Source organism: Pseudoflavonifractor sp. 524-17, from assembly GCF_009935845.1.
Classification (GTDB): domain Bacteria; phylum Bacillota; class Clostridia; order Oscillospirales; family Oscillospiraceae; genus Pseudoflavonifractor_A.
Genome location: NZ_QWEK01000052.1, coordinates 1 through 23692 on the forward strand (window position 1 = coordinate 1; position 23692 = coordinate 23692).

General features: G+C 62.2%; 16 protein-coding genes. 8 read left to right on the forward strand and 8 right to left on the reverse strand.

Features of this window, described 5'->3' with window-relative positions:
- A partial coding sequence (locus tag D1159_RS15450) for a hypothetical protein (RefSeq protein ID WP_161846542.1) occupies positions 1-3633 on the forward strand: 3633 nt, incomplete at its 5' end.
- 63 nt (positions 3634-3696) lie between these two features.
- Here D1159_RS15450 and D1159_RS15455 read toward each other — a convergent pair.
- The gene (locus D1159_RS15455; protein ID WP_161846543.1) at positions 3697-4002 is read right to left on the reverse strand and encodes a hypothetical protein; all 306 of its coding nucleotides are present in this window, start codon (positions 4000-4002) and stop codon (positions 3697-3699) included.
- Positions 4003-4383: 381 nt separating this feature from the next.
- Here D1159_RS15455 and D1159_RS15460 point away from each other — a divergent pair, with 381 nt between their 5' ends.
- The 4 genes from D1159_RS15460 to D1159_RS15475 all read left to right on the forward strand — a co-directional run bounded on the left by D1159_RS15460 (position 4384) and on the right by D1159_RS15475 (position 8887).
- Positions 4384-5679, forward strand: coding sequence for a UDP-N-acetylglucosamine 1-carboxyvinyltransferase (locus D1159_RS15460; protein WP_161846544.1), 1296 nt, complete (start codon positions 4384-4386; stop codon positions 5677-5679).
- Between the two features lie 75 nt (positions 5680-5754).
- Positions 5755-6567 (forward strand): MBL fold metallo-hydrolase, encoded by an 813-nt coding sequence (locus D1159_RS15465; protein WP_161846545.1) that lies wholly within the window; start codon positions 5755-5757, stop codon positions 6565-6567.
- Positions 6561-7043, forward strand: a complete 483-nt coding sequence (locus tag D1159_RS15470) for a 23S rRNA (pseudouridine(1915)-N(3))-methyltransferase RlmH (protein ID WP_161846546.1) — start codon at positions 6561-6563, stop codon at positions 7041-7043. Before D1159_RS15465 ends, D1159_RS15470 begins: the two co-directional genes overlap by 7 nt.
- A 116-nt stretch (positions 7044-7159) precedes the next feature.
- Complete coding sequence (locus tag D1159_RS15475) at positions 7160-8887, forward strand: phospho-sugar mutase (protein ID WP_161846547.1); 1728 nt, start codon at positions 7160-7162, stop codon at positions 8885-8887.
- Between the two features lie 252 nt (positions 8888-9139).
- On the opposite strand, the gene D1159_RS15480 is transcribed toward D1159_RS15475, so the two are convergent.
- Both D1159_RS15480 and D1159_RS15485 read right to left on the reverse strand, forming a co-directional pair.
- A complete protein-coding gene (locus D1159_RS15480) occupies positions 9140-9895 on the reverse strand; it encodes a hypothetical protein (RefSeq protein ID WP_161846548.1) in 756 nt (251 codons plus the stop codon).
- A gap of 81 nt (positions 9896-9976) precedes the next feature.
- A complete protein-coding gene (locus tag D1159_RS15485) occupies positions 9977-12610 on the reverse strand; it encodes a TetM/TetW/TetO/TetS family tetracycline resistance ribosomal protection protein (protein ID WP_161846549.1) in 2634 nt (877 codons plus the stop codon).
- Positions 12611-12784: 174 nt separating this feature from the next.
- Between D1159_RS15485 and yaaA the strand changes: the two genes are divergently transcribed.
- The 3 genes from yaaA to D1159_RS15500 all read left to right on the forward strand — a co-directional run bounded on the left by yaaA (position 12785) and on the right by D1159_RS15500 (position 15614).
- Entirely contained in the window at positions 12785-13534 is a 750-nt protein-coding gene (yaaA, locus tag D1159_RS15490; RefSeq protein ID WP_161846550.1) for a peroxide stress protein YaaA, read from the forward strand.
- A gap of 1 nt (position 13535) precedes the next feature.
- On the forward strand, positions 13536-14003 hold the full coding sequence (gene bcp / locus D1159_RS15495; protein WP_161846551.1) for a thioredoxin-dependent thiol peroxidase: 468 nt from the start codon (positions 13536-13538) through the stop codon (positions 14001-14003).
- Between the two features lie 162 nt (positions 14004-14165).
- A complete protein-coding gene (locus D1159_RS15500) occupies positions 14166-15614 on the forward strand; it encodes a tryptophanase (RefSeq protein WP_161846552.1) in 1449 nt (482 codons plus the stop codon).
- 74 nt (positions 15615-15688) lie between these two features.
- On the opposite strand, the gene D1159_RS20090 is transcribed toward D1159_RS15500, so the two are convergent.
- From D1159_RS20090 to htpG, 5 genes are all read right to left on the reverse strand, one after another.
- The gene (locus D1159_RS20090) at positions 15689-17683 is read right to left on the reverse strand and encodes an S-layer homology domain-containing protein (RefSeq protein ID WP_161846553.1); all 1995 of its coding nucleotides are present in this window, start codon (positions 17681-17683) and stop codon (positions 15689-15691) included.
- A 303-nt stretch (positions 17684-17986) separates the two neighbouring features.
- Complete coding sequence (locus D1159_RS15510; protein ID WP_161846554.1) at positions 17987-20344, reverse strand: SpoIIE family protein phosphatase; 2358 nt, start codon at positions 20342-20344, stop codon at positions 17987-17989.
- Positions 20345-20606: 262 nt separating this feature from the next.
- Positions 20607-20852: a hypothetical protein gene (locus D1159_RS15515; protein WP_161846555.1), complete on the reverse strand. Its 246-nt coding sequence runs from the start codon at positions 20850-20852 to the stop codon at positions 20607-20609.
- A gap of 276 nt (positions 20853-21128) precedes the next feature.
- Positions 21129-21344 carry a hypothetical protein gene (locus D1159_RS15520; protein WP_161846556.1) on the reverse strand — a complete coding sequence of 72 codons (216 nt, stop codon included), beginning with the start codon at positions 21342-21344 and terminating at the stop codon, positions 21129-21131.
- 176 nt (positions 21345-21520) lie between these two features.
- Positions 21521-23446 (reverse strand): molecular chaperone HtpG, encoded by a 1926-nt coding sequence (htpG, locus tag D1159_RS15525; RefSeq protein WP_161846557.1) that lies wholly within the window; start codon positions 23444-23446, stop codon positions 21521-21523.
- Positions 23447-23692: the final 246 nt, after the last annotated feature.

A 23692-nucleotide genomic window follows, 5' to 3' on the forward strand; every position in this document is an offset into this window, starting at 1 on the left:
GATCTGCTGGGCCAGACGGTGGTCATCTATGTCAAGGGCCTGGACTACCTGTCCCCCAACGCCGCCGGGATGATGGTCATCGGCGACGTGATCATCGCTGATGACAACGCCATCGTCGAGACCACCGGCCGCCTGAAGAACGAGGACAAGGTAAAGGACGCCGTGAAGAAGGGCGGCCTGTCCATGCCCTCCGCGAACAGCACGCTCAAGGTGGAGAGCGTGAAGATCAACGAGAAGGATGATTTCACCACCACCAACGGCGTGGAGGATATGCCCGGCGTGCATCAGCGCTTCATCGACAACGACGCCGACGGCATTGTGGACGTGATCATCGCCAAGAACCCCGCTCTGTCCAAGGTGAACACCTATAATGAGAAGGACAGCAAGCTGAACCTGTCCGGCATCGGCTCCGTTGACTTTGAGGACATCCTCAACGCCGACGAGGTGGACGCGGGCGACTACGTCCTGGTCTACAACTACGACGGCACCTATGTCCTGGAGCAGGCTGAGTCCGTCTCCGGTACCGTGTCCGCCTATGTGAACAACGCCGACGACGTGCGCCTGAGCAAGATCACCATGGACGGCGTCAACTACGGCGCCGGCTCCGGCAAGAATTTGGCCGCCGACCTCCTGGATCCCAAGGGCGAGGACTTCAAGGACCTGGTGGACGGCGTCTACACCCTGTACCTGGATCCTCACGGCAACATCCTGGGCTACGTGGAGGACGAGGGCGTCGTGGGTAACTACGCCGTCATCACCGGCGTGAACCCCACCAGCAGCAACAAGGGCTTCTACGCCGTTGAGGTAAAGCTGGTCCTGGCCGACGGCACCACCGGCAAGTACGACGTGAACCTGCTCTCCTCCGCCAAGAAGTGGAGCAGCACCACTGCCAATCAGTCCACCAACGCCCTGAAGGAAGAGGCCATGTTCAATGCCCTGACCGCGCAGAAGAGCAAGGACGCGGCCGCTGAGTACACCGCTGTGGGCGAGCTGGTTGCCTATTCCATCGACAACGGCACCGTCACCCTGAGCAAGCTCTACGGCAGCAGGAGCTACCATGAGGCCAACACCACAGCCAAGCTGACGCTGAAGAGCACCACTTCCTCCTACACCTTCAACGGTGAGAAGGTCATGGCCGACAACAAGACCGCGTTCTTTATCAAGGACGTCGACGGGAACTACTCCGCCGTGGCCGGCCTGAGCAAGCTGCCCTCCAGCGGCCTGAACACCGAGGAGGACACCACCAGCAAGGTCATCTACTACACCCCCGTCAGCGGCACCTCCAACCTGGCCAAGGCCATCTTCGTGGAGGTTGAGGAGAAGTACACCTCCAACGCCAGCTACGCCTTCATCACCGGCGACTACACCAAGTCCACCGTGGGCGGCGACACCATCTACACCTACCCCGTGGTGCTGGAGGACGGCACCGTCTCCACCCTGGCCTCCAAGACCGACGACGGCCTGGAGAGCAACACCGTCTACGAGTACCACATGAACGGCAGCTACGCTGAGTTCGACATCACCGACACTGACGAGGACAATGTGGTCAACGGCAAGCTGGTCACCAAGATGGGCTCCAACGCCATCTCCGTGGCTGACGCCGACAACGACGCTCTGGGCAAGGACAGCTTTGCCATCAACAACGCCAAGGTCTATGACGTTCAGGACAGCAGCGAGGCCGTTGAGACTAAGCTCCAGCAGGATCAGAAGGTTGCCCTGGTGCTCAACAACGAGGGCGACGTGAAGGTGGCCTTCGTCTACGGCACCATCGACGACGAGTTCGTGAAGGACGTTCCCGTGAAGATTGACGGCTCTTCCCTGACCAGCGGCGCTGTGACCGAGGTAGCCGCGGGCGCGAAGGAGCTGAAGTTCTCCATTCCCTTCGGCGTGACGGCTACCGTCTTCGTGAACGGCACCAAGCAGCAGGAGTTCAAGAACACTGTGGCCGGTGAGGACGGCAAAAAGGAGTCCATGGACTGCGCCTGCACCGTCACTGTGCCTGCTGCTGGCTCCGTGGCCGTCAACATCAAGCTGAGCGGGGACGGCATGGCCTCCCGCACCCTGAAGTTCACCCTGAAGGCCCAAAGCAATGACCCCGGTCCTGGGCCCATCGAGCCTGATCCTATCGCGCCTGGCGGTGACATTGATGAAAACGCCGATATAATTAAGTCTGAGGATGCCACCGCAGAGAAGATTACCGAGGGCTTTAATAAGCCGGGGAACACCAAGAAGGAAGTCGTGATCGAGGGCGCGCTGAAAGATGTTGTGGTTAGCGTACCTGCTGAGGGCCGCCTCATTGTTAAGGGTGACTACACCCCCACGGCGGGCGAGGATAACAAGGGTACAATTGAAGTAACCGGCACCTATAACGCTCCCGCCAGCGTTTCCGGCGAAGTCATTGCCAAGGACATGGCTGTGACTGAGGCGACCACGATCGCCGGGGGCGCCGGCGTCACCATCACCGGCGACCTAAAGGGCGAGGATAAGGATATCGTCGTAGAGAGCGGCGCCGAGCTGACCGTGAAGGGCGAGACTAACTGCAACCTGACTGTTGCGGAGGGCGGCAGCGCCACCGTGGGCGGCGCCACCATCGGCACCCTGACCCTGAAGGCTCCTGACGCGTCCCCTGCTATGCTCCGCGCCGCCACTGAGGCCGCTTCCCTGACCGTGAACGGCAAACTGACCGTTGAGACCATTGCTGCCGCGACGGGCGCCCAGATCATCTTCGGCAAGGATGGTTCCGTGACTGGCAAGGCCGCCGAGAAGTTTGTGGACAGCAAGAACGTCGCGGTGGTCGAGTTCGGCGGCAAGACCTTTGTCTCCAACGGCACCAACATGGTCCTCCAGGATGGCGGCACCACCGAGCCCAGCGCTCCTGAAGCGCTGACCGTCGAGAAGAAGGACGATACTGCCGACAACAAAGTCTTTACCTTCACCTCTAAGAACGTGGAAAGCGCTGAGACTGTCCATGTGTATGAGACTGAAGAGGCTGAAGCGTCCTCGGCCAACATTACTGCCACGCTGGAGAACAGTGTTCTGACCATTACCTTCAGCACTGCTCTGGAAGAAGACGCGAAAGTCTATGTCTCCTATGTGAACGCCGAGGGCAAAGAGAGCACCCGCGCTGAGGTCACCTGCACCTATGTTGCGCCCGCCAAAGCTAAGCTGGAGATCCTCTTTGTGAACAATAAAGATTCCTGGGCCGCGGCCATTGCTGCCGGCGCCCCCGCCGACTGGATGGGTGAGAACGGTGCGAACCCCAGTGAGGCTCAGCTGAAAGAGCTCAACGACGAGCCCTGGGCGGTGTTCGTTCTGACCCTGCCTAAGGGTGCAACCGAGCAGACCGTGGACGCCAGTACCATCAAGCTGACTATTGGCGATGGCACTGCAAAGGATAAAGTTTACACTGGCACTTGGACTGCCAAGGAGGACAAGATCGTCTTCTCCGCCCATCTGTGGCACGGTGAGCCCTGCCAGAATGCAGACCACAAGGATTTCTATGTTGAGGATGCCAACCGGCCCTCAGCTAACGAGGAAGTGACCTACAAGGTCGAGCTCATCTACAACGGAGAGACTTTGAACACCAGCGGTACCTACACCTGGACCGCTGTATCCACTGCTCAGTCTAACTAAGCGGACCCAGACGGCATAAACGAAGCACACCCCCGGACCGAATGGTTCGGGGGTGTGCTTCGTTTACTTGAACGCGATGTAACGGTAAGTTTGTTTGTTCTGGTTCATGTTTACCCGCAAAGACTCCTCGTAGGCGATAAAGCCGTTGGAGCAGGTTTCCAGGGCCTTGATGACGTCTGGGTAGTAGTACAGGGGATAGCCCCGCACCGCCATGCCCCCCAGGACGGTGCGGGTGCCGGTGCGGCGGTTGCCGTCCGCCTGCTCCACAATGACGGCGCTGGGCTTGAAGTCCTGGTTAAAATCCGTGCGCAGGAATTTGCCGCTGCCCGCCCGCTGGTGGAGCTGGTAGTCCGGTGTGTAAGCTGCCACTTTGCATTCCTCCTTCTGGGATTGGTGGAAACTGCCCCGATTGGGGACGGAAATTGCGCCCACTGGGGCGGGGGATTTGTGCTCGCCGCAGGGTCCTTCCCGGAGGGCAAACCGATCTATTTTTTAAAATAAGAATAGAATACTTTGTTACTGGGCATCTTTTTGTTAGGAGTGTAAAGAAGGTGCTGTTATATTTTCTCTACTTTGAAGAAAATTGTTTTGATTTTACCGTATGGGGATGCTATAATACCCTTGTGTGAGTATGCGCCAGCTTTTTGCTGGAAAAGTTTGAATGAAGTGAACTACTGTGGCCGCGGCGTATGATTGTCCGGCCATTGTTACTGCCGGGATTTTCCCAGGGCAAGAATAGAAGGTGTGCGCTTGACAAAGTATGTGATTCAGGGTGGAAAACCGCTTCACGGTTCCATCTCCATCAGCGGCGCAAAAAATGCCGCTGTCGCTATTATCCCCGCTACGCTGCTGGTAAACGGGGTGTGCCGCATTGAAAACGTTCCACAGATCAGTGATGTTACGCTGATTTTAAATATTTTGCAGGACTTGGGCGCTGATATCCGTACCGTTAACCGAACTACGGTGGATATCGACTGTAGTCATATCCATAATGCCAGGGTTCCCGAGGGACTGGCCCGGCAGATGCGGGCTTCTTATTATCTCATCGGCGCGCTGCTGGGCCGGTTTGGCAGCGCCCAGGTGCCGCCCCCCGGCGGCTGCAATCTGGGGGGCCGGCCCATTGACCAGCACATCAAGGGCTTTGTGGCCATGGGGGCCGATGTGGATGTCCGGGGCGGCTATATTCACGCCCAGGCCCGGGGCGGCCGCCTCACCGGCACCACGGTGTATATGGACATCGTCTCCGTGGGCGCCACTATGAACATTATGCTGGCCGCCGCCCTGTCCAACGGACTGACTGTCATTGAAAACGCCGCGAAAGAGCCTCATATTGTAGATCTGGCCAACTTTCTCAACTCCATGGGCGCGGATATCATGGGCGCGGGCACGGATATGATCAAAATCAAGGGGGTGGACCGCCTGGGGGGCGGCACCTACTCCATTATTCCCGACCAGATTGAGGCCGGCACCTACATGGCGGCAGTGGCCGCCGCCGGGGGAGAGGTCCTCATCGAAAATATCATCCCCAAGCATCTGGAGTGCATCACCGCCAAGCTGGAGGAGATGGGGGTGGAGGTGGAGGACCGGGAGGACGCCGTGCTGGTCCGCCGCACCGGCACCCTCAGCCGGGCCAACATCAAGACGCTTCCCTATCCCGGCTTCCCCACCGACATGCAGCCCCAGATCGCCGCGGCCCTCTGTCTGGCCAAGGGGACCAGCGTCCTCACCGAGGGGGTGTGGGACAGCCGCTACCGCTATGTGGACGAGTTCCGCCGCATGGGGGCCCAGATCCAGGTGGACGGCAAGGTGGCCGTCATCGAGGGGGTGGAGCGGCTCTCTGGGGCCCGGCTGCGGGCCTGCGATCTGCGGGCCGGCGCGGCGATGGTCATCGCTGCCCTGGCGGCGGCAGGCCCCTCCGAGGTGAGCAACATCCACCACATTGAGCGGGGGTATGAGGACATCGTCCGCAAGCTATCCGGCGTGGGGGCGGACATCCGCGTGGTGGTCACCCCCGACGACGGGCAGGCGGAGGCCTCCGCCGGTTAATCCGCGCTTTCATACAATAAACCTGTATTCACCACTGTGGATACAGGTTTCCTGCCGTTGATAGGAGCGATTGCTTTGTTGACTTTGACCACCCTGGCCAGCGGCTCTTCCGGCAACTGCGCCTTGGCGTCCTGCGGGGGCACTCACATTCTGCTGGACGCCGGCATCTCCGCCAAGCGGATCACCGCCGGGCTCCGGGCGCTGGGGGTGGAACCCAGGGAGCTGTCCGCCGTTCTCCTCACCCATGAGCACAGTGACCACGTCAGCGGCCTGCGGGTGCTCACCAAAAAGACCGGTGCCCCCATCTACGCCACCGCGCCCACCTGCCAGGCCCTGCGCCGGAAGCACGCCTTCGACGGGCTGGACGGCCTGCTTCAGGAGCAGAAGGCGGGAACCGGGGTGCAGATTGGCGCTTTGTGGGTGGAGTCCTTCCCCACCCCCCACGATGCGGCGGGGAGCGTGGGCTATTCCATCGCCGGGGACGGAGGGCGCATGGTGCTGTGTACTGACCTGGGCCATATCACGGATCCCGTCCGCCAGGCGGTGGCTGGCTGCGACCTGCTGGTGTGCGAAACCAATCACGACGTGGAATGGGTCCGCTCCGGCCCCTACCCCTACTACTTAAAGCAGCGCATTCTGGGAGAGCAGGGCCACCTGTCCAACGAGGCGGGGGCGGAGCTGGCCGCCTGGGCGGTGGCGTCCGGGACCAAAACCGTGGTGCTGGCCCACCTGTCCCAGCAGAACAACACCCCCGCCCGGGCTTATGCAACGGTCCGCCTGCGTCTGACCGCCATGGACTGCGACCTGGAGCGGGACGTCCGCCTTGCCGTCGCCCCCCGGGACGCCGTAAGCCCCACCTGGAAGCTGAAGGGGGTGGCCGTGTGCTGAGCGTCCACCTTATCTGCGTGGGCAAGCTGAAGGAGCCCTTCTATAAAGACGCCTGCGCCGAGTACGCCAAGCGCTTGTCCGCCTATTGCAGGCTTACGGTCACCGAGCTGCCGGAGGAAAAGCTGCCCAAGGACCCCTCTCCCGCCCAGATCGACGCCGCCCTGGCCAAAGAGGCGGCGGCCATTCGCGGGAAAATCCCGCCCAGCTCCCGGGTAGCGGCCCTGTGTATTGAGGGGCGGATGCGCTCCAGTCAGGAGATGGCCCAGCTGTTTCCCGCCCTGGGACACAGCCCGGACAAGCACATGGTCTTCCTCATCGGCGGCTCCTACGGTCTGCACCCTACCGTCAAGGCCCAGGCCCACACCCGCCTGTCCATGTCCCCTATGACCTTCCCCCACCACCTGGCCCGGGTGATGCTGCTGGAACAGATCTACCGGGGCTTTCAAATCAATGCGGGCGGCAGTTACCACAAATAGTTTCTGCCGCTGATTTCTGTCTAAAACAGACAAAAAACCGTTGAAGCCTCCCGGCGTTTGTGGTATACTTGACCTGCAACCCAGAGCTTTTATGATACAGATTGGAGGTCATACCCATGTCCTATCGTGATATCTATGAGAAGTGGCTCAGCAGCCCCGCGCTGTCCCCGGAGGAGAAGGCGGAGCTGGAGGCGATCCGCGGCAACGACAAGGAGATTGAGTCCCGCTTCTTCGCCCCCCTGGAGTTCGGCACCGCCGGCCTGCGGGGGACCATGTGCGTGGGCCTGCACCAGATGAACGTCCACGTCATCCGCCACGCCACCCAGGCCTTTGCCGAGGTCATCCTGGCTGAGGGTGGCGACGCCGCCCAGCGGGGTGTGGCCGTGTGCTTCGACTGCCGCAACCACTCCGCCGAGTTCGCCCGGGAGACCGCCTGCGTCATGGCGGGCAACGGCATCAAGGTGCGCCTGTTTGACGCCCTGCGCCCCACGCCGGAGCTGTCCTTCGCGGTGCGGGAGTACGGCTGCATCGCCGGCGTCAACGTCACCGCCAGCCATAACCCCAAGGAGTACAACGGCTACAAGGTCTACTGGGCCGACGGCGCCCAGCTTCCCCCCCACCACGCCGCCGCCATCGCCAAAAAGATGGACGAGCTGGACACCTTCGCCTGCGTCAAGCGCATGGGCTATGACCAGGCCCTGGCCCAGGGGATGATCACCCTCATGGGCAAGGAAACTGACGAGGCATTCCTGGCCAACGTCATGGGGCAGATGAACGACAAGGCCGCGGTGGAACAGGTGGCGGACACCTTCAAGATGGTGTACACCCCCTTCCACGGCACCGGCTACCAGCTTATTCCCGAGACACTGCGCCGCCTGGGCATGAAACACGTGATCTGCGTGCCGGAGCAGATGGAGATCGACGGCAACTTCCCCACGGTGGTCTCCCCCAACCCGGAGAATCCGGAGGGCTTCGCCCTGGCGGTGGAGCTGGCCAAGAAGGAGGGGGCCGACTTCATCCTCGGCTCTGACCCAGACGCCGACCGGGTAGGAATCATGGTGCGCGACAACGCCGGGGAGTATGTGGTCATCTCCGGCAACCAGACCGGCGTGCTCATGCTGGACTATGTCATCGGCGCCCGGAAGCGGGCCGGCACCCTGCCGGAAAACGCTGTGGCCCTGAAAACCATCGTCACCACCGAGATGGCCCGTAAGGTGGCCGAAAGCAGCGGCGTGGCCTGCTATGACACCTTTACCGGCTTTAAGTTCATGGCCGAGAAGAAGAATAAGCTGGAGGCCGCCGGGGAGGGGAAGGTGATCTTCTCCTATGAGGAGTCCTACGGCTACATGCTGGGGGACTATGTCCGGGACAAGGACGCCGTCACCGCCGCCCTCGTCCTTACAGAGATGGCCGCTTGGTACGCCGGCCAGGGCATGACCCTGTACGACGCCCTTCAGGCCTGCTTTGAGAAGTACGGCTACTATGGCGAAAAGACCCTCAACCTGGTGATGCCCGGCCTGGACGGCCTGAAGAAGATGGCCGCCCTCATGGCGGACCTGCGCCAGACCCCCCCCAGCGACCTGGCCGGGGTGAAGGTCCTCCAGCGCAAGGACTACCAGGACGGCACCGTGGTGGATACCGCCACCGGCGCCGTGGGGACCATGGAGCTGTCCGGCTCCAACGTCCTGCGCTACGAGCTGGCCGACGGCACCAGCGTCATCGTCCGTCCCTCCGGCACGGAACCAAAGGTCAAGGTCTATATTCTGGCCAACGGCGCCAGCCGGGCTGAATGCGGCGAAAAGGTGGCCAAATACGCCGCCTGGGCCCAGACCCTCCAAAGATAAAACGCAAAGGCCGGCGCCCTCAATTAGAGGGCGCCGGCCTTTTGGTCTGGGTTCGCCACAGGATCAAATCCTGTGGCGGTGTCCGGAATTCGAATGTCCTCTGTCACCCCGTGGCTCATCCCCGCTTTTTCAGAATGGCCGCCGCCATGTAGTGGCGTACCTCAAACCGCTCTGGGGCGGTCTTCCCCCAGTCAAAGGCCCTTCCGCGGCCAATTTTTTCTGACTGCACTGTTGACTCCTCCTGCGCCGCTGTTATGCCTGGGCGGTAAAGCCCTCCGCAGCCACAGGGGCGGCGGCTTCTCCTCCGGCAGGCGTCTGGGCCGCTGACGGGGCGGAGCCTGCGCCCTCACCGCTCCCCGGCAGCTTGAAAGCGTCCAGCGCCTGCTGGCGGTAGATCGCCGCCTGCTTCTCAATGGCCGCCTCGCTGAGGTAGCCCCCCTCCCGGATGCTGCGCAGGGTGCGCTTGCGCTGGAGCTCCTGCTTCAGACGCAGGGCCTCCCGCTCCCGCTGGTGCTCCTCCGCCTTGCGGCGGCGGTGCTCCGCCAGACTCTCCCGGTCCAGATCCCGCTTTTTCTTTCCCGCCCGGAGCACCGCTTTTTCCATCTGGGCCATGGCGGAGCGGATGGCCGTCCGCTGCTCCGGATCCTGCCGCAGGGCGGCGCGCAGATAGGCCAGCCGCCGCCGGGCATACCCCGCCGCGGCGTTCACCTGGGCCTTGTTCTTGGCCCGGGCCAGCCGGGAGAACGCCTCCACCGGCATATCCCCATAGCGCACCTTCCGCTTGATCTGAAACCGCTTTTTGCTCTCCTCAATCTTTTTCCTCGCCTCTTCCAGGGCCTCCAGCAGCGTCTTGTCCTCCGGCTTTTCCTCCAGCCAGGTAAAGGTGTCCTGACTGGGGGGCTGGACCGGCTGAGCCTGCTCCGGCGCCGTCTGGCCCTGGGCCGGCGCCGTCTGGGCCGCCGGCGCCATGGGCTGCGCCGCTGCTGTGTATACCGACAGCTCTGACATAGGCACACCTCCCCGCGTCTGTCTTTCTTTTTATATATCGGCACAGCGGGGACGCAGGAAAAGAAGCCCGGATTTTTTTCGTCACTTTTTCTTCGGCTTCACCACGGCCCTGTCCTTGATCTGATTTTCCCGGCGGCCTTTCCGGCGGTTTTCCGCCAAGATGGCGGCTATCTGGCCGTTGGCCTGCTCCATCTCCTGCCTGAAGGTGCGGGCGGACACCCGCAGGGCCCCGTGGCCCAAAATGATGAGCTGCTCCGCTGCGTCGGAGGTGGCTACCCGCACCCGGCAGCGCTTGCCCAGCTCGTAGGTCACCTTCTCAATGTAGGCGTCCGCCGTCTCCGCCTCCTTGGTGTAGACCACATGGATATTATGGTATTTGGTCACTGTGCCCGGGTTGTTGGGCACCTTATAGGCGTCAAAAACCAGAATAATCTCACACTTGCGGAACCCCTGGTAGTTGGACAGAAGGTCCATTAAATTCTGGCGGGCGGCGTCCAAGCTGTCCTTTGCCACGGCCTTCAGCTCGTCCCAGGCGAAGATGATGTTATACCCGTCCACCAGTAAATACTCCGGCCCGGTATTCTGAGTGCGGATGTTGTAGCGGCTGTCGTCCAGGCTGGTGCGGGCGGGCTTGGGCGGGGGCCGGAAGGCCCGCTCCTCCACCTTGCCGTAGGTGCGCTCGTAGATGGCCTTCAGCTGGGCGTCCTGCTCCAGGGAGCCGCCGCCGGAGGCTCTGCGCGGGGCAGGCGCGGGTTCCGTACCCTCCCGCCGGGGTTCTCCCAGAGACAGGCCGCTGTCCACGTGCATATGGCGGCGAACCTCATCCCATTTCACAATTACCCCCGCCCCGTGGGAGCAGAAGACCGAGTCGGCGGGGTTGTCCACGTCCCGGTCGCAGTCGTAGCCGATTTCCGCCGCCACCTGCTCCTGATCCCCGCAGGGCTCGTATCCTTTGAAGGTACAGGACAGCCGGCCCTGGCCTTTGGTATAGGCGGCCACCTCCCTGGCGTAGTCCCCAAACGCCGCCACCGGGGCGGCGGCGGTGAGCACTGCCCAGCCGTCCTGCTGCTCCGGGGGCTGGCAGGTTCCCCCCATGCGCTGTATATCCGCCATGGCCCGGCCGGTCTGGCCCGCCGGAAGCTCCAGCCGCAGAGCGTACCACGGCTCCAGCAGGATGCTCCTGGCCTGGCGCAGGCCGTGGCGCACCGCCCGGTAGGTGGCCTGGCGGAAGTCGCCCCCCTCGGTATGCTTCTGATGGGCCCTTCCCGCCACCAGCGTAATCTTCATGTCGGTAATGGGGGAGCCGGTGAGCACCCCCAGGTGGGTTTTCTCCTCCAGATGGGTAAGCACCAGCCGCTGCCAGCTCCCATCCAGCATGTCGGCGGGGCAGCGGGCGGCGAACGCCAGGCCGCTGCCCCGCGGCCCCGGCTCCAGCAGGAGGTGGACCTCCGCGTAGTGGCGCAGGGGCTCAAAGTGGCCCACTCCCTCCACCGGTTCCCCGATGGTCTCCCGGTAGACGATGCGCCCCGCGCCGAATTCCACCTCCAGGCCAAACCGGGCCGCAATGAGGCGCTGGAGCACCTCCAGCTGCACCTGCCCCATAAGCTGGACCCGGATCTCCTTCGCCCCCTCGTCCCAGGCCAGGCGGAGCTGGGGGTCCTCCTCCTCCAGCTCCATGAGACGGGCCAGGGCGGCGTGGCGGTCGCACCCCTCCGGCAGCCGGAGCTGGTAGGCAAGCACCGGCTCCAGCGCCGGGGGGGCCAGGGCGGCCTCGTACCCCAGGCCCTGGCCCGCCCGGGTATTGGTCAGGCCGGTGACGGCGCACACCGTCCCCGCCGGCGCGCACTCCGCCGGGGTGAATTTGGCCCCGGAGTAAATGCGGATCTGGTCCGCCTTCTCCCGCCAGACCTCTTCCCCCGTTTTGCCGGACACAACGTCCTTTCCCCGCAGGACGCCGCCGGTGAGCTTCAGCCAGGTCAGCCGGTTTCCCTGTCCGTCCCGGCTGATTTTGAACACCCTGGCCCCGAATGCTTCCGGATACCTGGGCTGGGGCACATAGCGCGTCAGCCCGCTGAGCAGGGCCTCCACCCCCTCCAGCCGGAGGGCGGAGCCAAACCAGCAGGGGAAGAGCTTCCCCGCCCCCACCAGGGCGGAGAGGGTCTCCTCTCCCAGCCGCCCGGTGTCCAGATACTCCCCCAGGGCCTCCTCCGCGCACAGGGCCGAATTCTCCCAGATTTCCTCCTCCGGCGCGCTGAAGTCCACGCAGCCCTCCCACAGGCGGGTCAGCTCCGCCATCCGGGCGGCCCTGTCCGCCCCGGCCAGGTCCATCTTGTTCACAAAGATTACGGTGGGCACCTGATGCCGCCGGAGCAGCCGCCACAGGGTCTGGGTGTGGCCCTGTACCCCATCGGAGCCGCTGATGACCAGCAGGGCGCAGTCCAGTACCTGGAGCACCCGCTCGGTCTCCGCGGAAAAGTCCACATGGCCCGGGGTGTCCAGCAAGGTGATCTCCGTCTCTCCCCAGGAGAACACCGCCTGCTTGGAGAAGATGGTGATCCCCCGCTCCCGCTCCAAGTCTTCCATATCCAAAAAAGCGTCCCCATGGTCCACCCGGCCCAGCCTGCGCAGCCGCCCCGCCGTGTACAGCAGCCCCTCGGACAGGGTGGTCTTCCCCGCGTCCACGTGGGCCAGTATGCCAATCGCCAATCGCTTCATCTGTCTGCTCCCCGCTCGCATTTTCCCCCATTTTAGCATACTACCCCCCGCCGCCGCAAGGATGCCGCCCCGGCCGCGGCGGCCCTTTGCGAAAAATCCGCCCGTTCCCGGTTGTAAAACGGGAAAAATTCCGCTATACTGCATCCAGACACCCCTGGGGAAGGAGGACCGGCCATGCGCATCATCATATCCCCCGCGAAAAAAATGAATGTGGACACGGACAGCTTCCCCGCCGCCGCCCTGCCCCGCTTTCTCGGGGAGGCCGCCCGGCTGAGGGCGGCCATGCAGTCCCTGTCCGCCCCGGCACTCCAGGCCCTGTGGAAGTGCAATGACGCCATCGCGGCGCAGAATCTCCAGCGCCTGGAGCACATGGACCTGGAGCGGAATCTCACCCCGGCCATTTTGTCCTATGAGGGCATTCAGTACCAGTACATGGCCCCCAGCGTGATGGAGGAGGGGCAGCTGGATTACCTGCAAGCCCACCTGCGCATTTTATCCGGCTTTTACGGCCTGCTGCGGCCTTTTGACGGCGTGACCCCCTACCGCCTGGAGATGGGGGCCCGGCTGTCCGCGGACGGATTCCGTGATCTGTACGCCTTCTGGGGCGGGCGGCTGGCGGAGGCCCTGGCAGCGGAGACCGATCTGGTCTTGAATTTGGCCTCTAAGGAGTACAGCCGGGCGGTGGTCCCCCATCTGCCCCCCGCGGTGCGGCTGATCACCTGCACCTTTGGTGAGGTACAGGGGGAAAAGCTGGTGGAAAAGGGCGCCCGGTGCAAAATGGCCCGGGGACAGATGGTCCGCTGGCTGGCGGAGCGCCGGATAGAAGCCCCGGAGGAAATCCCCGCCTTCGCCGACCTGGACTGCCGCTTCTCTCCGGAGCGGTCCACACAAGATCACTTTGTATTTCTCAAAGGAGGACACTGAAATGTTAGAAACTGGAACAAAAGCCCCGGACTTTACCCTGCCGGACAAGGACGGCAATCCGGTCTCCCTGGCCAGCTTCGCGGGGAAGAAGGTGGTGCTCTACTTCTACCCCCGGGACAACACCCCCGGCTGCACCCGCCAGGCCTGCGCCTTTGCCGGCGCCTATGAGGACTTCAAGCGGATCAACGCCGTGGTCATCGGCGTCAGCAAGGACTCCGTGGCCTCCCATCAGAAGTTCGCGGAGAAGCACGGCCTGCCCTTTGTCCTCCTCTCCGACCCGGAGCGTACCGCCATCGAGGCCTACGGCGTGTGGCAGGAGAAGAAAAACTACGGCAAGGTGAGCATGGGCGTGGTACGCTCCACCTTCGTCATCGACGAGAACGGCGTGATTGAGAAGGTGATGCCCAAGGTAAAGCCGGACACCAACGCGGCGGAGATCCTGGCCTACCTCACCAAGGACAAGCCGTAGGGCGCGTTTTCCCCTGTCCGCCGCATGTCTTTTCTTCTTGACGGATGCCCGTATGGGCGGTATAATAGGCATGTTTCAGCCTGCGCTTTAAACTGTAAAAGCGCAAAGTATTAAAGTATCCCGTCCTGACGGACGGTTCATTGAGACGAGGGGGCAGCGGATATGGCAAAGGTCACGTTCTTCCGGGGGGAGCAGATCCCGCTGGAGATGCACAAGGTGCGTATTGTACAAAAACTCAATCTTCCGCCGGTGGAGGAGCGGCTGCGGCATATCACCGAAGCAGGCAACAACACCTTCCTGCTTCAAAACCGGGACGTGTTTATGGACATGCTCACCGACAGCGGCGTCAACGCCATGAGCGACAACCAGCTCTCCGCCATGATGCAGGCCGACGACAGCTACGCGGGAAGCGAGACCTTCAACCGGCTGGAGGCCAAGCTGCGGGAAATCTTCGGCATGGAGTACTTCCTTCCCGCCCACCAGGGCCGGGCCTGTGAGAATATTCTCGCCACGGCCTTTGTGAAGTCTGGGGACGTGGTGCCCATGAATTTCCACTTTACCACCACCAAGTCCCACATTACCCGCATGGGGGGCCGGGTGGAGGAGCTGGTCATTCAAGAGGGGCTCAACCCCGTGAGCAGCCACCCCTTCAAGGGCAATTTCGATGTCAGCCGGCTGGACGCCCTCATCCAGGAGGTGGGGCCGGAGCATATCCCCTTCGTCCGGCTGGAGGCAGGCACCAACCTCATCGGCGGCCAGCCCTTCTCCCTCCAGAACGCCCGGGAGGTGTGCGCCCTGTGCCGGCGGTACGGCATCAAGACCGTGCTGGACGCCTCCCTCCTCCAGGACAACCTGTATTTCATCAAGCAGCGGGAGGCCGAGTGCAGGGATATGTCCATCCGGGAGATCACCCTGGCCCTGGCGGAGCTGATGGACATCATCTACTTCTCCGCCCGCAAGCTGGGCTTCGCCCGGGGGGGCGGCATCTGCATCCGGGATGAGGCGGTGTGCCTCAGCCTGAAGGAGTACATCCCCCTGTACGAGGGCTTCCTCACCTACGGCGGCATGTCTGTGCGGGAGATGGAGGCCATCGCCGTAGGCCTGGAGGAGACCATGGACGAGGACATCATCTCCCAGGGGCCCATCTTCATTGAGTATATGGTGGACGAGCTGGTGAAGCGGGGCATCCCCGTCATCACCCCCGCCGGCGGCCTGGGCTGCCACCTGAACGCCATGGAGTTCGTCCCCCACATCCCCCAGTCGGAGTACCCCGCCGGCGCCCTGGCGGCGGCCATGTATCTGGCCGGCGGCGTGCGGGGCATGGAGCGGGGCACCCTCAGCGAGCAGCGGGAGCCCGACGGCAGCGAGCGCTTCGCCGAGATGGAGCTGCTCCGCCTGGCCATGCCCCGGCGGGTGTTCACCCTCTCCCAGGTCAAGTACGCCATTGACCGCATCGACTGGCTCTACCAGAACCGTGCCCTCATCGGCGGCCTGAAGTTTGTGGAGGAGCCCGCCGTGCTGCGCTTCTTCTTCGGCCGTCTGGCCCCCACTTCCCCCTGGCAGGAGAAGCTGGCGGCACAGTTCCGCGCCGACTTCGGCGACAGCCTGTAACCGTCCCCTACTTTACGCAAAACAGGACCCGCCTGGAAGAATTCCGGGCGGGTCCGATTGTTTTGAAACAGACTTTAGGGCAGATAACTGTAAAAATGCAGCGTGTAGGACTCGCCGGGGATGGTGTTGCTGACGGAAATTTCAACCTCAAAGGACTCCCCCTGCTGCCGGCCGTAGACAGACGGGCGTTCCACGCCCTTGTCAATGATCTGCCCGGAGGCGTCTTCCGCCGTCCACTTGAAATATCCACTGCCCAAGAGGGGGCTCTGCTCACCCATGGTGCAGTGGAGGGTCACGTGCTGGACATTGTTGAAGCTCACCTCCTGGGAGGTAAAATCGTCTTTGGACTGTGCGCTGTTGATGGTGATAGTGGCGGTATACCTGGCGTCCTCCATGGGGACGTCGAAGTAGCTGGAGCTGCCGATCACATTGGATCCGAAAGCGCACCGTACCACCGCGGGGGCGGCGCTGAAAAAGGAGTGCGCCCTGCCCACCACCGTAACCTGACAGTGGGCTGTGGCTCCGCTGGCCGCCGCGGCGGTAATGGTGGCGGCACCAAGACTGACGCCGGTTACAACGCCGTTGCCGTCCACCGAAGCTACGGCAGGATTGGAGGAGGTCCAGGTCAGGGTGTGGTTGGGCACATTGGCGGGGGTGGAGGTAACCGTCAGGGCCTTGGTTTTCCCCATCGGGATCCCGGCAATCTCACCGATGGCCAGCGTGTCCACAGCGTTCTGAGCGGCCGTGTCCCCTATGCGCATCAGCGTGACGATGCTCTGCTCCCGGGTGTAGGTGCCCTGGGGCTGGAACCTGCCGCCCCCGGTCTCCCCCATGATGCCCGCCGCCTGGCACTGGCCCACCGGCTCCACAGCCCAGCCTGAAATGCTGTTGTTGTCGGTGAAGTTAGGGGCGGCCTGGGCAGGCGGATTGCCCAAGGCGGCGGACAGCCGGACCAGAATAACGGCAGCGGCCTCCCGCGTCAGCAGGCCGTCCGGATTGAACTTCCCGTTCCCTATGCCGGTCACAATGCCCAGGCCTGCCATCTTCTGGACGGCAGGGTCGCTGGTATCCTGAAAGGCGGCGGTCTGGGTGATTGTCTTTCCGGCGGACGTCTCATAGAAATTTACCGCCAGGGCGCAGAACTCCGCCCGGGTGATGGGGCTGGCATATTTCTTTTGCAATGCCTCCGGGACGATTCCGGCGGCAATGGCGGCGCTGACCGATTCCGCCGCCCAGTCGGAGGGTGTGCGGTAGCGGGCGGCGTAATTGGGGTCAATGTGCTGGGAAAGCTGGTTCAGCGTGCCGTCCACATCGCTCCGGTTCAGGGCGACGACTTCATCCCCTCCGGCAAAGTATTTTCGACGGCGGGCGTAGTATTCGCTGGCGGAGACCTCTGTGCCGTAGGATGTGGGGCCGTTCCGGGGGCCCACATAGTACGTACACTCCCCCGTAGAGGTATGGACATCCTTACTGATGTAAATGTCCGGGCTGAACCATTCCAAGGTATGATCAACCAGGGCCCATTTCCCGCCGGATACCGAATAATAATTGTATTCCTCATTGATAAATGTGGATGACCCCACCCCGCCGCTGAGCAGATAGGTGTGGCCCGCCGCATCCCGGGAGATATGGGCGGAGTAATTAATCTGGCTTCCGCCGTGATATTCCATGTCAATGCAGCCCAAAAGATCCTCTGCGGTGGCCAGCCGGACCATCTGTCCGCCGCTGTAAGTGTAGATGTCGTAGACATTAACGTGCGCGGTCGGCCCGCCGGCGAGGGTCTTGCCGAACAGCAGCTCCGGTATGCCGTTTTTGTCAAAGTCAATCAGCCTGGCAAAGAGGAGCTCTTCATTGATCCAGCCGCCATCCTTGACAAAAGGATAGGAGCTCATGCCATGATACGTCCCGGCGAAGGGCCGGCCCACGCTGTCCCGCTCCGTCTGGAGAAAATCGTAGTAGGCCTGGTAGGCGGCGTCTGCCGTGTCCGCCGCCCCGGCAGGGACGGCCGTCAGGGACAGGACCACAGCGGCGGTCAGGACCGCCGCCCACCATTGCTTCCATGTTTTCACAAGAAATTACCTCCTTTTCGTTCACACCGGCAGCATACCCGAACGGCGGGCCTTTCCCCCTCTGGACGGAGCGTTTTTTCCTTAAAACCCGTCAGGATTCCTGCGTCAAACCCCCTGCCTGGCGAAAAAATCTCCTGACGCCGGACGTTTTGCCACTTATTAAAACAAGGCTTAGGAAAAAGCTAGCATAGATTTTGAAGGCTGTCAATAAGCCAGCTGCATCGAAATCAATTTATGTGCCGAGCGTACCATCGGTTGATAAGGGACCCGCCTGGAAAAAGTTCCGGGCGGGTCCCTTGTCAGTCACGGGCTTCGTTTTGTCAGAAAGACCAGAATGGCGGTGCGGTCGTCGGCGCCGCCGCCCCGCCGGTCCCCCTCGTCGATGAGCAGGCGGGTGAGCTCTTTGGGGCTCTCCCCCTGGAAGGATCTCAGCTTTTCCCGCAGCCACACGTCTCCCTCGCCCCCGGCCACCCCGTCGGTGACCATCAGCACTCCGTCCCCCGCCTCCAGCTGGAACCGGCTTACATCCGGGGCGGCGCCCTGGCCGGGGACCAGCCCGGCGGGAAAGGTGCTGCCGGTTAGGCGCTGGACGGTGGTTCCCTTTTTTACATAGGTGGGGGCCGCGCCGTATTTGTACACCGCACCGCCGCCGGTGAAGAGGTCCAGCCGCAGCAGGTCGATGGTGGTAAAGCCGCCGGTCTCCTCGCCCTGGAGGGCCAGAGCGCCGGACAAGGTGCGCAGGGCCTCCTCCGGGGGCACCCCCGCCCGGAGAAACTGCTCCAGCAGGCGCGCCGCCTCGCTGCTCTCCCGGTGGGCGGCGCGTCCACTGCCCATTCCGTCGCACAGCAGGACATACAAACTGCCGTCCTCCCCCTTGAACCAGGTGCCGGTGTCCCCGGATACAGTCTCTCCGTCCTTTTTCCGGGCGGCCACGCCGGCCACCGCCATGTAGGGCTCCGCCTCGGTGAACACCACCCGGTCGCGGCGCTGGGGCTCCTCCTCCGCCAGGCGGAGGGGCGCCCCCATCAGCTGGGACAGTTTCTTCACGCACTCCCCCCGCCGCAGAGCCTGTACCCCGAGGCCCTCCGCCTCCACCCGCAGGCGGCCGGCGCTGTTGTAGTACACGGCGGGCTCCCCTTCCAGGCCCAGGGCGGTGAAGTGCTGGCGCAGTCGGCGCTCCCGGGCCGGGTCGGGGAGGAGCTCCGCAGACAGCTCCGCCGCCGCCGCCCCCAGGGCCTCCGCCAGCCCGGCGTACTGCCGGCATACCTCCCCCCGGTTCTCCCGCAGGCGGCTTTTGAACTGCCGCCGGTAGAACAGGGCGGACAGCTCCTCATTGGCGGCGGCCAGGAACTGGGGAAATTTCTGACACCGGTTGGAAAAGTGGGAGGGAAAGTCGCACCCCTCCCCCTTGCCCCGCTCCAGCATGGCGGGGAGGGCGTCGTTTAACGCATTGTAGGTGCTCACGTAGTCCCGCTGCCAGCAGATCAGCTGCTGGCAGCAGCTTTTGCACACCCGGTTCGCCGCCCGATCAAAGATGGCGGCAGTGTCGTTGTCGTTGGTGTTGGCCCCGGCAAAGCTGCCCCGCAGGGTGGTGTACAGCTCCCGGAAGCCGGCGGCGGTGGCCTCCAGCCGCCGCCGGGCGTGGTCCATGGCCTTGGCCCGGGTATCCTGCCTGGGCTCCTGCACCAGCAGGGCCCGCACCTGCCGCAGCCACCCCTCCGGCGCCAGCTGGAAGAGCACCGAGGCGGCGAAGACCTCGTAGAGGATGGACAGATGCACACCGCTGCTCCAGCTCCACAGCACCGCCACCGCGTTGGCCAGCACATAGGCGATGGCGGCGAAGAGCCGCCCCTGCCGGTGGAAGGCGCCGGCGATCACCCCGGACAGGGCGTAGGCCATGGAGTAGAAGGCGGCGCCGCCCCCGGCCAGGTCCATGCCCACCCCGGCGGCGATGCCCGCGGCGGCCCCCGCGCCGATGCCCCCCTCGTAGGCGCAGATCATCACCCCCAGGGCGGCGGCCAGCCGCCCCACGGACAGGTCGCCGAAGAAGGTGATTTTGGCTAACGTGAGGAGCACCGTCCCACCCAGAATCAGCAGCCCCACGGTCTGCCGCAGGGTGAGGGTGTCCTCCTCCCGGTTGTCCGTCCAGGGGGAGAAGGCCAGGCGGTAAAAATAGGTACACGCCCCGGCCAGCAAAATTTCCGTCAAAAAGAAGATCAGCCGCTGCGGCGTCCACCCCTCGTCCGCCAGGTAGACAAACCCGGTGATTGCGTCCATCAGGGCGGCAATCAGGGGCATAAACCATATCCTGCGGTAGGGACGGATGTCGTAAAAGGCGAAGGACACCGCAAAGACCAGAATGGCCGCCGCCGCGTACCGCAGTCCCTCCGCGAAGCCCAGGAAGACCAGATAGCCGAAGCCGGCTCCCAGCAAAGCGCAGAAGCCGTCCGCCCCGGAGCCGGACGCCGCCGCCAGGCTCAGCCCGAAGGGGGCGTACCCCCCAAAGATCTGGGCCCCCGCCAGCACTGCCCCCAGCAGAAGCCGGATGACACACTCCGCCCCCCGTACCAGCGCCGGAGCCCGGAGCACCAGCCGCCCGGTCTCCCGCATCTCCTCCCCCACCCGGGCCGCCCGGGTCTTCAGCTTGTCCTTTGCCGCCATGTCCGCGTCCTCCCTCTTCCGGCTTGTCCGCCATTGTCCTTTGTTCTTCCACAGTATAATCCAATTTGTGGAAAAACAGAGTCGGAATGGGAGGGTCAGGTTTCTGATTTCTTGGCGGTTTTTCAGGTCTGCCGCCGTATTTGCCTAAAAAAACAGCCCGCCTCCCCAAATAAGGAGAACAGACTGTTCCATTTCCGATTTGTAGTTGTGAATCCAGGTTCTTCTGCCGCGCCGTTCAGCGCTCTATGGTACACTCGCCCGCTCAGTGGGTAAACGCGGTGGCGGCGTGGCGCAGGTCCAGTTCCATCATGCGGATCACGTAGAGGGAGTCGGTGATCACCTTGAGGGGCTTGGTGTAGTCCAGGGCAAACAGGCCGATGAAGGAGCGGGCGTCCACCTTGATGGACTCGTCCTGGCTGGCCAGGTACACCTCTTTATCTGCCATGCTGGCAATGTGCTGGAGGGCAGACAGCTCGGAAATGGAGTTGAATTTCTTTTCGATGACCATAAGTCATACCTCCTTTTCAGCCGTGAGTATAGCACAGGCCGAATTTTACATCAATAGTATTATTAACTAAAAATAGCGCCTACCATATCTCCATAGACAGGCATATTGATTGGTTATAACTCATTTAAAGAAATAGTAAACGCTTATTTCTTCTTTTATATGCTTTATTTTTTTAATTAGCAGTCAGATTTCTTGATTAATATAGGCATAAAAAAGAATCGTCCGCGCCATTCCGGAATGGCGCGGACGCTTTTTGGATCTTTGTTTACCGGTGTGCTACCAGCGCTCCAGCTCGCTGACCAGAGCCGCCGAGTCGGTGTGGATCTCCACAGGCTGGGAAAAGTCCAGCGCGTAGATTCCCATGGGCGACTTTACATTCAGCGAGATCTCCCCGTCCAGGGAGCGAATGAGGACTGACTCAGGGACAGAGATCGCCAGTTCCCGGAGCCGCTGGATTTCCTCCCGCGAGGAAAACGTCTTCGTAATAACCATTGGTCATTCCCCCTGTTGTACATGCTGACCCTATTATACTACGAAGCTGGCAAAAGGGAAAGATGAACTGTCAATTTCACAAACAGTTTTTTCCTATCAAATGGCCTGAGAATTTGGCATTTCGCCAAGAGTATTTCTCATTGCGTCAGAATCCGCCCCCGCCGGACCGGGTTCGGCTAATCCATCAGGCCGCACACCAGCTCGGTATAGCGGGCGGGGTCGTCAATGGGCAGCCCGGCGATGAGCAGGGCCTGATGGTAGAGGATCTCCGCGTAGCGCCCGGCTTTGTCCCGATCGCTGTCCATGGCCGCGCGCAGCGCGGCGAAGGCGCCGCTGTCCCCGTTGAGCTCCAGCACCCGCTGGGCCTTCATCTCCCCGGCCTGCTGGGGATCCATGCGCTGGAAATACTTCTCCATCTCCAGCGTAATGGGCCCGTCTGTGGTCAGGCACACCGGGCCAGTCTTGAGAATCTTGGAGATGCGCACCTCCTTCACCCGATCCCCTAAGGTCTCCTTTACAAAGTCCAGCACATCCTTGTTCTCCTCGGTCTTCTGCTGGGCCTGGGCCTTTTCCTCGTCGCTCTCCGGCAGGGCATCGCTGTCGTTGACCGACTTGAAGGGCTTGCCCTCCAGCTCCGCCAGGGTGTTCATCACGAACTCGTCCGGGTCCTCGGTGAGGCAGAGGATCTCGTATCCCTTGTCCAAAATCCGCTCGGCCTGGGGCAGCTGGGCGATGCGCTCCACGCTCTCTCCGCTGGCGTAGTAGACAAACTTCTGGTCCTCCGGCATCCGGGCCTGATACTCCGCCAGGGTAATGAGCCTGCCCTCCTTGGAGGACCAGAAGAGCAGCAGATCCTTGAGCAGATCCTTATGGGCGCCGTAGTCCGCCAGAACCCCATATTTCAGCTGGAGCCCGAAGGCCTTCCAGAACTTCTCATAGTCCTCCCGCTTGTCCTTTTGGAGCTTTAACAGCTCGTTTTTGATCTTCTTCTCCAGGTTGCCGGCAATCACCTTCAGCTGCCGGGTGTGCTGCAGCATTTCCCGCGAGATATTCAGGGAGAAGTCCTGGGAGTCCACCACTCCCCGGACGAAGCGGAAGTGGTCCGGCAGCAGGTCGGCGCACTTGTCCATAATGAGCACCCCGGAGGAGTAGAGCTGGAGGCCCTTTTCAAACTCCCGGGAGTAGAAGTCAAAGGGGGTATGGCCGGGGATGTAGAGCATGGCCTTGTACTCCACCGCGCCCTCGGCGCTGACGTGGATGACGCTGAGGGGGTCCTCCCAGTCGCTGTACTTCTCCTTATAAAACTGGTTGTACTCTCCCTGCTCTACCTCGCTCTTAGGCCGCTGCCACAGAGGAACCATGGAGTTGAGCGTCTCCCAGGCATCATAATCCTCCCACTCGGGCTTGTAGTCGTCGCCGGCATCCTCCGGCCGGGGTTTCTGACGGGATTTGTGCATCAGCATCATAATGGGGCAGTGGATGTAGTCAGAGTACTTCTTTACCAGGTCGGACAGGCGGTACTGCTCCAGATACTCGTCATAGTGGTCGTCCTCCGTATTGGCCTTGATGTGGAGCACCACGTCGGTGCCATACCCCGTCTTCTCACAGGGCTCCATGGTGTAGCCATCCTTGCCGTCGGAGGTCCACCGCCATGCGGCGTCCTGGCCGTAGGCCTTGGAGGTCACTGTCACCTGGTCGGCCACCATAAAGGCGGAGTAGAAGCCCACGCCGAACTGGCCGATAATATCCACGTCGCTCTTCCCCGCGCCCTGGTCCTTGGCGGCCATGTCTTGTTTGAATTGGAGAGAGCCGCTCTTGGCAATGGTGCCCAGGTTGTTCTCCAGCTCCTCCGCCGTCATGCCGATGCCGTTGTCTGAGATGGTCAGCGTCCGGGCCGCCTGGTCCGGGGTGAGGATAATCTTAAATTCCGAGCGGTCCAGCCCCACCTTGTCGTCGGTGAGGGCCTGATAGGCCAGCTTGTCCACTGCGTCGCTGGCGTTGGAAATCAACTCCCGCAGGAAAATCTCCTTGTGGGTATAGATGGAATTGATCATCAAATCCAACAGACGTTGGGACTCCGCCTGAAAGGCTTTCTTTTCCATACCGGTATTCCTCCTAAATTGATTACAGCCCTGGGACTGTTGCAGAAAAAAGGATTAGCACTCCTAAATGGTGAGTGCTAATCTATAATAACCCTTTCCCACTCCTTTTTCAATAGGGTTCAAAATTTGTTTACAATTTCTGCGAAAGCCCTTGTTCATCTGTATACCCTAAGCCCGAGTTCGAGGGCATCGCCGGCGCCAACTGGGAGCTGGCCACCAACACCCTGGCCAGCAAGGTGAAGCTGT